This window comes from Candidatus Planktophila sp., from assembly GCA_030681675.1.
Taxonomy (GTDB): Bacteria; Actinomycetota; Actinomycetes; order Nanopelagicales; family Nanopelagicaceae; genus Planktophila.
In genome coordinates this window covers 84,400-96,905 of the sequence record JAUXRP010000015.1, presented here as the reverse complement: position 1 = coordinate 96,905, position 12,506 = coordinate 84,400, and the positions used below count along the sequence as shown (strand labels likewise).

General features: G+C 47.1%; 11 protein-coding genes. All 11 read right to left on the bottom strand.

The window, feature by feature from the left end; all coding sequences use genetic code 11:
* Position 1 precedes the first annotated feature (1 nt).
* Entirely contained in the window at positions 2 to 1,261 is a 1,260-nt protein-coding gene (gene glyA, locus Q8K48_04060) for a serine hydroxymethyltransferase (protein ID MDP1851572.1), read from the bottom strand.
* Positions 1,262 to 1,270: 9 nt separating this feature from the next.
* Positions 1,271 to 1,915, bottom strand: a complete 645-nt coding sequence (locus tag Q8K48_04055; protein ID MDP1851571.1) for a Sua5/YciO/YrdC/YwlC family protein — start codon at positions 1,913 to 1,915, stop codon at positions 1,271 to 1,273.
* A 2-nt stretch (positions 1,916 to 1,917) separates the two neighbouring features.
* On the bottom strand, positions 1,918 to 2,766 hold the full coding sequence (gene prmC, locus Q8K48_04050) for a peptide chain release factor N(5)-glutamine methyltransferase (protein ID MDP1851570.1): 849 nt from the start codon (positions 2,764 to 2,766) through the stop codon (positions 1,918 to 1,920).
* A 6-nt stretch (positions 2,767 to 2,772) separates the two neighbouring features.
* The gene (gene prfA, locus Q8K48_04045) at positions 2,773 to 3,855 is read right to left on the bottom strand and encodes a peptide chain release factor 1 (protein MDP1851569.1); all 1,083 of its coding nucleotides are present in this window, start codon (positions 3,853 to 3,855) and stop codon (positions 2,773 to 2,775) included.
* A gap of 102 nt (positions 3,856 to 3,957) precedes the next feature.
* Positions 3,958 to 4,203, bottom strand: coding sequence for a 50S ribosomal protein L31 (gene rpmE, locus Q8K48_04040; protein MDP1851568.1), 246 nt, complete (start codon positions 4,201 to 4,203; stop codon positions 3,958 to 3,960).
* A gap of 109 nt (positions 4,204 to 4,312) precedes the next feature.
* On the bottom strand, positions 4,313 to 5,866 hold the full coding sequence (rho, locus tag Q8K48_04035; protein ID MDP1851567.1) for a transcription termination factor Rho: 1,554 nt from the start codon (positions 5,864 to 5,866) through the stop codon (positions 4,313 to 4,315).
* Between the two features lie 154 nt (positions 5,867 to 6,020).
* Positions 6,021 to 6,944, bottom strand: a complete 924-nt coding sequence (gene thrB / locus Q8K48_04030) for a homoserine kinase (protein ID MDP1851566.1) — start codon at positions 6,942 to 6,944, stop codon at positions 6,021 to 6,023.
* 1 nt (position 6,945) lies between these two features.
* Positions 6,946 to 8,031: a threonine synthase gene (thrC, locus tag Q8K48_04025; GenBank protein ID MDP1851565.1), complete on the bottom strand. Its 1,086-nt coding sequence runs from the start codon at positions 8,029 to 8,031 to the stop codon at positions 6,946 to 6,948.
* Complete coding sequence (locus tag Q8K48_04020; GenBank protein ID MDP1851564.1) at positions 8,032 to 9,327, bottom strand: homoserine dehydrogenase; 1,296 nt, start codon at positions 9,325 to 9,327, stop codon at positions 8,032 to 8,034.
* Positions 9,328 to 9,361: 34 nt separating this feature from the next.
* Positions 9,362 to 10,669: a diaminopimelate decarboxylase gene (lysA, locus tag Q8K48_04015; GenBank protein ID MDP1851563.1), complete on the bottom strand. Its 1,308-nt coding sequence runs from the start codon at positions 10,667 to 10,669 to the stop codon at positions 9,362 to 9,364.
* Between the two features lie 2 nt (positions 10,670 to 10,671).
* The gene (argS, locus tag Q8K48_04010; GenBank protein ID MDP1851562.1) at positions 10,672 to 12,336 is read right to left on the bottom strand and encodes an arginine--tRNA ligase; all 1,665 of its coding nucleotides are present in this window, start codon (positions 12,334 to 12,336) and stop codon (positions 10,672 to 10,674) included.
* Positions 12,337 to 12,506 lie beyond the last annotated feature (170 nt).

The window sequence follows — 12,506 nt, the reverse complement described above, 5'->3', positions numbered from 1 at the left end:
ATTACGCCTGATAAATAGGGAAGCGCGCTGTCAATGCATGGACTTCAGTTTTTATCTGCGCGTGCACACTGGGTTCATCACTTGCAATGGCACGTGCGATTAAAGTAGCAATCTGCTTCATCTCAGGCACGCCCATACCTTGGGTAGTCGTAGCTGGTGTACCAACACGAATTCCGCTTGTTATTCCAGGCTTCTCTGGATCATTTGGAATTGAGTTCTTATTCATGACGATACCAGCCTGTCCACAGCGCTCATCGGCAACCTTGCCAGTAACGCCTGTGCTGCGAATATCCATCAGAGCTAAATGGGTTTGAGTTCCACCAGAGACGGCACGCATCCCTTCAGCCTCAAGTGACGCAGCTAAGGCTTGTGCATTCACAATTACATCCTTGGCATATTTTTGATAGCCAGGAGTTGCGCACTCAGCTAAGGCGACGGCCTTGCCGGCAACTGCCGACATAATTGGCCCACCCTGGATTCCGGGAAAGACGGCCTTATCAATTGCAGAGCCGTGTTCGGCCTTAGCTAAAATCATTCCTCCTCGAGGGCCACGTAGGACTTTGTGCGTAGTAAATGAAACAACGTCGGCGTATGGCACAGGAGATGGAATCGCTTTACCGGCAACTAATCCAATGAAGTGTGCGGCATCTACCCACATGATTGCGCCGACTTCATCGCAAATAGCGCGAATTTTTTCAAAATCAATGAGCGAAGGATATGCCGTTGCTCCTGAACAGATCATTTTTGGTTTAGTCGCAACTGCTTTTTCTCTTAATTCATCATAATCAATAAGCTCATTGTCGACGCGAACGCCATATGACTCAACGTTAAACCATTTACCGGAAAAGTTAACCGCTGATCCATGTGTTAAGTGACCTCCGTGAGGTAACGACATAGCCAGAATAGTGTCACCAGGCTTAGTAAATGCTTGATAGACCGCAATATTTGCACTTGCTCCTGAGTGCGGCTGAACATTTGCATGCTCGGCTCCAAATAGGTTCTTTGCACGCTCTATTGCAAGAAACTCTGCTTTGTCCACTTCCTCGCAGCCACCGTAATAACGTCTACTTGGATAACCCTCTGCATATTTATTAGATAACGTCGATCCCATCGCCGCTAATACAGCAGGCGAAGTAAAGTTTTCGGAGGCAATTAACTGGAGGTTAGTTTGTTGGCGTTTTAGTTCAGATAATAGAACTGCGGCAATCTCCGGATCTTGTGCAGTAAGAGCTTCAAAATCAGGACCATAGAAAGTAGACATACTCCAATCTTATAGTGCAGTAGCGCTAGGTACGATCTTTTGAATCTCCTCCAATGAGATAGCACCAACTCTTAGCACTCGTATGCCAGTTTCATCGGCCTCAATGACCGTTGTTAAAGGACCTTTTCGCAGATTTCCATAATTAAACTGCAATGCTAAATCTGCATCCAAAACAAAGATTTCGCTCAAAGACTTTGGTCCTGGACGGCCAACACGCCCACCGCTTGCAATTGCCAAAGGGCCACTAACTTGCAGTAAAGCCTTTGCAAATTTACTTCTTGGTACTCGAACACTCACTCGATCTAATTGATTCGAATCTCCCAAATCCCAATTCAAGCCAGTTTGAGGGCGAAGATTCATCGACAACATACCAGGCCAAAACCTCTTCATGAGCGCGGCTATGTCTGGAGTAATTTCACGCACAACCCCTTGCGCAGTTTTTGCACTGCCGACGCCAACTTGCGCGGCAGTAAATAAAGTGTCCCCGCGCAAGACATGCATTGCGCGTACTGCATCGTGCTTAAATGCATCACAGGCAAATGCATAACTATGTTCAAGAGGAATAGCAATGATGTACCCATCAGAAATTGCCTTGACGGCTTTTTTGACATGACGAGAAATTTCACCGGTTTTTAAATCTATCTCTTTACCCATATCTACTTCCTAACCGCACTTGTCCAACGAGGGCGTCCAACAAGGTCATCATGGAGTGTAATACTCTCAAAATCTAGGGCTAATTCGTGTGCAATAGAGTTCGCTTGTGTTTCGGTATGTTCAATAACTAAAACTCCACCAGGTTTTAACAATCGTGCAGCTGCGGCAATAAATACTCTTGGTAATTCCATTCCCGTGGGACCGCCAAATAATGCTGAGTGTGGCTCAAAATTCGCTACATCGCGGGGCAATAGTTGTGAGTCAGGAATATATGGAGGATTAGCGATAACTACATCGCATTTAATTCCGGGTAAAACATCGGCAACATCACCTTCAACGACTCGGACATTTTCGGCGATTACCGAGACATTTCGTTTCAGCCAATAAATAGCTTCAGGTGAATTTTCAACTGCGATCACGCGCGTGTCAGGAGCTTCAGTTGCGATAGCAAGTGCCAAGGCACCAGAGCCTGCACCTAAATCGATAACACTCACAGGTGCAGGTAAGTTTTTAATATGCGTCAGAACCGCATCAACCAGAAGTTCGGATTCGGGTCGTGGAACTAAAACACCAGGACCAACTTCAAGCTCTAAATATCGAAAAGGTGCGAGGCCAGTTAAGTACTGAACTGGTTCGTGGTTGATCCTACGATCTAAGAGCGAAAAGAACTGCGCTTCAATGACCTCATCCTCGTTGACTGCCTCTACAGTTGTTTCAACCAAGACCGGGTTATGTAAATCCATTCGCGAGATCCCGAGAACATGAGCCAATAAATGCTCGGCATCAACTTCTGAGATGCCAGATTCTGCTAGTTCAGATTTGGCAGCACGTAGCAAAGCCTTTATATCCATGAAGAGTTACTTTGTATGTGCTAAACGGGCAGCTTTATCGGCATCAATGAGAGCTTGAATCATGTCATCTAAATCGCCATTTAAGACGGCATCTAAATTATTAGATTTGTAATTTATACGGTGATCACTAATACGGTTTTCGGGATAGTTGTACGTACGAATTCGTTCGGATCTATCGACCGTGCGAACCTGACTTTTACGCTCGGCAGATGCTGCCGCTTCCTGTGCCTCTTGGGCCGCAGCTAACAGGCGAGCTCTTAGAATTCGAAGCGCTGACTCTTTGTTTTGCAGTTGACTCTTTTCATTTTGGCAGGAGACCACGATTCCCGTTGGAACGTGAGTTAAGCGAACTGCCGAGTCGGTTGTATTTACCGACTGCCCGCCAGGGCCAGATGAGCGAAAAACATCAACGCGCACATCATTCATATTTAACTCAACATCGATCTCTTCGGCCTCGGGCAAGATTAAAACGCCGGCCGCCGATGTATGAATTCGTCCTTGGCTCTCGGTCTCTGGAACGCGTTGAACGCGATGGACTCCACCTTCAAATTTTAACCGTGCATATGGCGACTCTCCCGGAGCAGGAACACCCTTTGACTTAACTCCTACGGAGATATCTTTATAACCACCCATCTCACTTTCCGTGGCATCAATGATTTCAACTTTCCAGTTATGGCGCTCGGCATAACGCATATACATCCGCAGTAAATCGCCTGCAAAGATTGCCGATTCATCTCCACCAGCACCGGCCTTGACCTCCAAAATAACATCGCGATCATCGTTGGGGTCTCGCGGAAGCAGTAACTCCTCTAACTTCTCCCCTGCAATTTCCGCCGTCACTTCAAGGGCAGGAATCTCAGTGGCAAAATCCGCATCTACTAACGCTAACTCTTTGGCCGCGGCTAAATCATCCTCTGCCGACTTCCACGCTTTAAAACCGGCGACCACTGGACCTAACTGGGCATAGCGTCGTCCAAGTTTGCGCGCATTATCTTGATCATTATGAATACTGGGATCGGCCATTTTAGCTTCGAGTTCGGCGTATTCACGAACCATCTCATGTGCTGATGCAAAGCGATCGTTGCTCACGTGGCTTCTCCTTTTCTATATATCGTGGTGAGTTTGGGGGTTAGTGAAATAAAAAAACCGCGGTCGCAACCGTTAAGGCTGCGATGCGGTCTCTTTAAAAAGCTACTTGGCGTCAGTCGAAATCGCAGCGTTTTCTTTGTTGACGAGTTTTCCGAAGCGCTCTTCGAACTTAGCTACACGTCCACCAGTATCTAAGATGCGCTGCTTGCCGGTGTAGAACGGGTGGCAGACAGAACAAACTTCAACATAGATTGAACCGCTTGCAACAGTTGAGCGAGTAACAAACTTCTCACCACAACCACAGGTCACTTGGGTCTCTTTGTACTCTGGGTGGATCTCTGGCTTCATAGTTCTTCCCTTTTTTATGTTTGGATCTCGGCTAGCGAGTGAACCAAACGGATTGGTTAACGTGGATAAGAGTAGGCCAAAGCCCAATTTTTATGAAATTTACGCCTATTTACTTACTATCATCAGGTCCAGAAGTTGTCTTCTGGATTTGCATCAAGAACTCAACGTTGGACTTAGTGCCCTTCATCTTCTCAAGGAGAAGTTCGAGCGCCGCCTGTGGTTCGAGTGCGTGAAGTACGCGACGTAGCTTCCAGACAATGTTGAGCTCTTCAGAACCCATAAGAATTTCCTCCTTACGAGTACCAGATGCAACAACGTTCACCGCTGGGAAGATGCGCTTATCGGCAAGACGACGATCGAGAATTAACTCCATGTTTCCAGTGCCCTTAAACTCTTCGAAGATAACTTCATCCATACGAGAGCCTGTGTCAACGAGTGCGGTAGCAAGAATTGTTAATGATCCGCCATCTTCAATATTGCGAGCGGCACCGAAAAACTTCTTAGGTGGATATAGGGCAGCTGAATCAACACCACCAGAGAGGATTCGACCTGATGCCGGTGCTGCGATGTTGTAAGCGCGTCCCAATCGAGTGATTGAGTCGAGCAAGACAACTACATCATGACCGAGTTCGACCAGACGCTTTGCGCGCTCGATAGCTAACTCGGCAATAGTTGTGTGATCGTCGGCAGGGCGGTCGAAAGTTGAAGCGATAACTTCACCTTTAACTGAGCGCTGCATATCGGTAACTTCTTCGGGGCGTTCATCAACGAGAACAACCATCAAATGACACTCTGGGTTATTAGTGGTGATGGCATTTGCAATCGCCTGCAGCACCATTGTCTTACCAGCTTTTGGCGGTGAAACAATAAGCCCGCGTTGTCCTTTACCAATCGGTGCAATCAAATCAATAACGCGCGTAGTCAGGACATTTGGTTCGGTCTCAAGTCGCAGACGCTCCTGCGGATACAGTGGAGTTAATTTGCCGAATTCAACGCGGTTTCGCGCCTCATCGGGGCTCATTCCATTGACGGTTTCAAGAGTAATTAGTGCGTTGAACTTCTCTTTGCGCTCACCTTCGCGAGCCTGGCGAACTTGACCTGTAACGACATCACCTTTTCGCAGTCCGTTGCGGCGAACTTGCTGCAGGGTTACATATACATCGTTTGGACCTGGCAGGTAACCAGATGTGCGAATAAAGCCATAGCTATCGAGAATATCAAGTAGACCACTTACGGGTACTAAGACATCGTCCTCACTCAGAACTGGCTCGCGCTCTTCGCGTGGTGCACGGTCGCGATTGTTACGATCGCGGTTGCGATCACGACCACGAGTTCGATCATTGCGATCTTTGCGGTTGCCGCGATCATTTGAGCTAGATGGTGCCTCATCATCTGAGCCATCATCTGAATCTTGATTACTATGAGCTGCCGGCTTGCTCTCTTTCTTGCGGCTATTACGGGCTTCACGGCGCGCCTCACGCTCGGCTTTAGCAGCTTCGCGATTCTTAGCCTGTAAATCGGCGATCGCTCCTACTAATGCATCTTTCTTCATCTTTGCCGCACCCTCAACACCAAGTTGCGTTGCAACCGTTTTTAACTTTGGCAGGGTCATTGCGGCAAGCTCTGGACTTTGTGAACGTACTGGTTCTTGTGTTGTTGTCATCTGTTTCTTTTCGCTATTGGTCTACGGGCCGATTTCTATAACCCGTTAGACCGTGGATTGTTGTTAAAACTATCTGATGTGTTACTGGCCGATTAAAAGGCCTAGCAGATGGCTACATGCTAGCAGTGCCCGTGGCCAAGGGCAAAATTACCGATCAAAGTATTCTCGCTCCCCCGCGCGATATCCCAAGTGCCATTGTGGTGAAACTATCGCCGGCGGCTCGGGTGAGCTCTTCAACCTCAATATCTCCCCCTGTATGAAGGACGAGAACACTGGGACCTGCACCGGAGATAAAGGCTGCCACCCCGGCGTTTCGAAGCTTCATGAGGAGCTCAAATGAGCTGGGCATAGCATCTGCGCGATAGGACTGATGCAGGAAATCCTGCGTCGCCGTGAAGAGAAGATCTGGGCGCTCTTGCAGAGCATGAACTAGTAAGGCTGCATGTGCGGAGTTTGTAACTGCGTCGGAGTGTGTAATTAACTCGGGAAGCATTTTACGCGCCTTTGCGGTTGATACCGATGTCGTTGGAATAAATACCACGGCGTTTATTCGCGGATCTACCACCAACTGAACTGACAAAGCGACGTTGTGACCATGTTGATTTTCCTGCCAGGCAATAGTTGCCCCTCCATAAATTGCCGCAGCCACATTATCTGGGTGGCCTTCCAACTCATTAGCTAAGTTCAACAGATCATCATTACTCATCCGCTCGTTGCCACCTAATACAAGTGCGCGCGCCAATGAAAGTCCACCGACGATGGCACTTGCTGAAGATCCCAGACCGCGAGAATGTGGAATAACATTTAAAGCCCGAAGTGCAACTCCTCTTGGCTTTCCACCTAAGAACTCAAAACCTTTATACATCGACTTAATTACTAAATTTTTTTCATTGCGAGGAACGTCATCTGCGCCTTCGCCGGTTACATCGATATCGATAATCGCCTCATCGAGAACTTGTGCAATATATCGATCGTGCATGGCAAGAGCTAATCCCAAACTATCAAAACCGGGTCCTAAGTTGGCACTCGTTGCAGGTACGTGCACCTGCATCGCCTGGGCTTTGAAAGTTGGTTTCATGTTATTTAAGCCCTAGAGCCTTTGCCGCAGCCTTCACGTTGACTGGGACTACTACTGGCTTCTTAGCAGTTTCTAAAGCATGAGAAATTTCTTTTAAACCATGCCCAGTAACAGTTATAACGATTGTCTGATCTTTAGGAAGCTTGCCGGCTTTTTTGTATTTAATAAGGCCGGCTAATCCTGCAGCTGAAGATGGCTCGACAAAAATGCCCTCTTTAGCAGCGATTAAACGGTAAGCGGCAAGGATTTCTCGATCGGTAACGCTATCGATAATTCCCCCAGATGAGTCACGCGCATCTAATGCCTGCGTCCACGAAGCGGGATTTCCAATTCGAATTGCTGTGGCAATTGTCTCCGGATTTTTAATTATCTTGCCCTTTACAATCGGTGCTGAGCCGGCCGCTTGGAATCCATACATTTGCGGCAGACGCGCAGACATTCCATCTTTGAAGTACTCCTTATAGCCCTTCCAGTAGGCGGTGATGTTTCCAGCATTGCCGACTGGGAGTGCGTGAATGTCGGGAGCGTTGCCTAACATATCTACAACCTCAAAAGCTGCCGTTTTTTGACCCTCAATCCGAAATGGATTTACTGAATTTACGAGTGCCACTGGGTAATTTTCTGAAAGTTCGCGGGCAAGAGTTAAACAATCATCAAAGTTTCCATCTACTTGCAAAATCGTAGAACCGTGAATTACAGCTTGTGCAAGTTTGCCCATTGCGATTTTGCCTTGTGGGATCAGAACTGCTGGAACCATTCCAGCTTTAACTGCGTATGCGGCAGCCGATGCCGATGTATTTCCCGTAGATGCGCAGATTACGGCCTTGGCACCATCTTCGGCAGCCTTTGAAATCGCCATTGTCATTCCACGATCTTTAAAGGATCCAGTTGGATTTAATCCTTCGTACTTAATCCAAACATTATTATCTAATAACTCTGAAAGAAAAGCTGCGTGGATGAGCGGTGTTCCGCCTTCGCGTAAGGAGATAACCGGAGTATTTCCACTCACTGGTAGGCGATGGCGATACTCCTCTATTACTCCGCGCCACTGATGAGCGCCTTTTTTATTTCCGCTAAATATCGCCATTTACGAAACCGCTCCCTCAACACGAATAGCAGATTCAACTTTTGTAACGATCTCCATTGATTCAAGTTTACTAAGACAGGATGTAAGTGCCGCCTCTGTCGCACTATGAGTAACAACGATAAGTTCGGCATCTTTACCAATACCGGTCTGACGGACGGTTTGAATCGAAATACCTTCACTGGCAAAGGTCTGCGCGATTGAAGCTAAAACACCTGAAATATCGGCAACATGAAGACGCACAAAGAATTGGGATTTAACCTCACTCATTGGTGCAATATCTAAATCAGCATAATCTGATTCGCCGTAACCGACGGTTGAGTATGCCCGATGGCGTGTAACTGCCACTAAATCGCCCAGAATTGCCGATGCAGTTGGTGCTCCACCTGCTCCACGTCCGTAAAACATTAACTCACCTGCCGCCTCTGATTCAACGTAGATAGCATTAAATACATCCCGTACCGATGCCAATGGATGCGAATGAGGAAGCATCACTGGATGCACGCGAACCGATATCTCATCCTTAACCGTAATTTCTGCGATAGCTAGAAGTTTAATGACGGCATTCATCGCCTTTGCTGCGTTGATGTCCTGAATTGAAATCTTTGAAATTCCCTCGCAGTAAACCTCATCAATTGTTACGGTGCTATGAAAAGCTAAACTTGCTAGCAGAGCGGCTTTTGCTGCAGCATCGAAGCCTTCAATGTCGGCCGTTGGGTCGGCCTCGGCATAACCGAGGGCTTGTGCCTCTTTCAGAACATCGGCAAATTCTCTGCCTTCTTCATGCATTTTCGTTAAAATATAATTTGTTGTTCCATTAACGATGCCCATTACGCGTGTGATTTGATCTCCAGCTAATGACTCGCGCATTGAGCGGATAATAGGAATCGCCCCAGCTACGGCGGCTTCGTAATACAAATCAACTTTCGCAGCATCGGCTGCATTAAAGAGTTCGTGTCCATGCGTTGCCAGTAAGGCTTTGTTCGCCGTTATAACTGATTTCTTATTTCTAATCGCTTCTAAGATCAAAGTACGCGCCGGTTCGATTCCACCCATTACCTCAATAACAATATTAATTTCGGGATCGGTCACAATTGAATGCAAATCGCTCGTGATCATTGATGCATCTATTCCCTCACGGGGGGAATTACTACGTACACCAACTCTTTTCAACTCCAACAGTGCACCTGATCTATCGGAGAGTTCTTGGCGATCTGATTGCAGCAGGCGGGCTACTTGACTGCCGACTACACCAGCGCCAAGCATGCCAATTGAGATAGTTTTTAAACCTGCGTCCATGCGGATTATTCTTTCACAGATGAGAGTTACGGCGTTAAATATCCAATCCCAGTAGATCGGCCTCGCTCTCTCGACGCACAATAATGCGAGCTTTTCCATTATTTACTGCAACAACAGGCGGTCGCGGAACATGATTGTAATTACTCGCCATACTTCGACCATATGCACCCGTTGCGGGGGTTGCCAGTAAATCACCTGGCGAAATATCACTGGCTAATTCAATTTCGCGAATCAGAATATCCCCAGTTTCGCAGTGTTTTCCAACTAATCGAGACGAAGTTGGAGCTGCACTACTGGTGCGATTTGCCAGCACCGCGCTGTATTCGGCGCTATAGAGTGCTGGTCGAATATTTTCACTCATTCCACCATCTACCGATATGTATCGACGATTATCGCCATTGTCCAGAAGTACATCTTTGATTGTGCCAACCTCATAAAGCGTAAACATTGTTGGGCCAACAATTGCTCTACCTGGTTCGATGGAAATCTGAGGTATTTTTAATGTATAGATTGCGCAATTCTTAACTACAGCGGCTGCAAGAGAGTTCATTACAACCGATGGCTCTAACTCATCATCGCCCGGCAGATAATGGATCCCGTAACCCCCGCCTAGATCTAACTCGGCAAGTTCAACACCAAAGGCATCCCTATATTTACCTAAAAGTGCGATAAGTCGCTGCGCACTGATTTCAAATGAATCGGTCTCTAAAATTTGAGAGCCTACGTGAGCGTGAAGACCTCTGAGCTCAATTGAAGGAAATGTGCGAACCGCTTCTATCGCACTCCATGCCGCTCCACTTGCAATTGAAAAGCCGAATTTCACATCCTCATGGGCGGTGGCAATAAATTCATGAGTATGAGCCTCTATGCCAGGAGTTAAGCGAAGTAATACCTTTTGAATTTTCCCATGCTTGCTTGCAGCTGCCGCGACTCTTTCGATTTCAACCAGTGAGTCAATCACAATGCTTCCTACGCCAACTGAAACTGCCCTATCGATTTCAGTTAATGATTTGTTGTTACCATGAACTTGAATGAGTGAGGGATCAATTGCCCCCGCTAATGCAACTGCAAGTTCTCCACCCGTGCACACATCGATTCCGATTCCAATATCTTTAATCCAACGTGCAACTTCTGTGCAGATAAAAGCCTTAGCCGCGTAGTACACCGTGCCTGCATCGTTTCCAAAGGCCTTCTTTAATTCACGATCCCAATTTCTTGCACGCAGATGAAAATCGGCCTCATCCATAATAAATACTGGAGTACCAAACTCTTGTGCTAAATCGGTTGCAGTGATGCCAGAGATTGAAAGCTCATCGCCCAAAGAAACACTAGAGGACCACATAACTACATCCTCTCCGGTGCGCTTACACCTAATAAATGCAATCCATTGGCAACAACTATTTTTGTAGATGTACACAGTAGTAGCCGAGCCGTATGAAGCGCAGTCGGCTTTTCTTCGCCCATCGGAAGTACACGACAATCGGCGTAGAAACCATGATATGTACCGGCTAGATCCTCAAGGTAACGTGCGATGCGATGAGGCTGGCGCAGTTGTGCCGCAGCTGCCACTACGCGCGGATACTCTGCGAGCTTGCCGAGTAGTTCATTTTCTCGATCGTGGATTAACTGCGAAGAATCGAAAGTATCCAAATTAACGTTGATGTTTAGTTCGGCGGCGTTACGTAAGACTGCAGCGATTCGAGCGTGAGCGTACTGAACGTAATAGACAGGATTCTCATTAGTATTTCGCTTTAGAACATCGACATCCATGACCATAGGTGTGTCTACGGGATACCTAATCAATGTATACCGAGCTGCATCAACACCAACTTTTTCTACTAACTCTTCTAAGGTAATTATTGTGCCGGCGCGTTTGGAGAGCTTCACCTCTTGGCCGCCCTCCATAATCTTTACTAACTGGCCAATTAAGACATGAATGTTGTACTCAGGATCATCACCGGCACATGCGGCAATCGCCTTTAACCGACCAATATATCCATGGTGGTCAGCGCCTAACATATAAATACAGATTTCAAAACCTCGCTCGCGCTTATTTATATAGTAAGCAGTGTCGGATGAAAAGTAGGAAAACGAACCATCAGACTTTGTTAATACCCGATCCTTATCATCGCCAAAGTCAGTTGTACGCAACCAAATTGCACCTTCTTCTTCATAAACATGTCCTTGTTTCCGAAGTATTTCGATTCCATGTTCAACTGCGCCTTTGGCATGAAGAGAGCGTTCTGAAAACCACACATCAAAGTGTGTTCCTAAAATATTCAGAACTCGTTGCTGATCTTTTAACTGAAGTTCATAAGCGGCTTCACGAAAGGCCTCTCGTCGTTGACCTTCGGGAAGTGAAATCAATGCAGGGTTATCAGCAACAATGGCAGTAGCTAGATCGCCTATATATTCACCTTTATATCCATCCTGTGGAATTGGCTTGCCGAGCGCGGCCGCTTCCACCGATGCACCAAATAAATCCATCTGATTTCCGCGATCATTTATGTAGAACTCGCGCGTGACATCGGCACCTGCCGCACTAAGAACTCGGCCAAGCGCATCTCCCACAGCCGCCCACCGCGTGTGCCCTAAATGCAAAGGCCCTGTTGGATTGGCGCTTATAAACTCAAGATTTATGCGAACTCCGGCAAGTTCATCTCCATGCCCAAAACTTGAGCCGGCGGTGATAATTGCAGATACAAGTTCGGCTTGATTAGCCCGATTGAGTGTGATGTTAATGAATCCTGGCCCAGCAATTTCTAGCCCAGAAATTCCATCAGCGCCTGTCAAGTGCTTGCAGATAATTTGAGCAATTTCACGTGGATTCTTTCCCGCAGCCTTAGCTAGTTGTAGGGCAATCGATGTGGCGTAATCGCCATGATTTCGGTTCTTGGGCCGCTCTAACACGATAGATGTAGGTGCCACACATGAGATTTCTCCCGAGGCGATTGCTCGATCAATGGCCGATTTGATGGCCGATTCGAGTGCTTGCACCTGTGATGACATCTGCCAAGGTTACCGTCAGAGGCTTAATCCACGTGACCTAATAGTTGGTGTATGCGTGAAATTTCATGGATTTTCCTAGTGACCTTTACAGTGATTTCAACTACCGTGAGCCTACAGATTCACTCTCCTCATCTGGGCAGAACTCCTTTGCCCTGGGGTGTCTCTCCTTT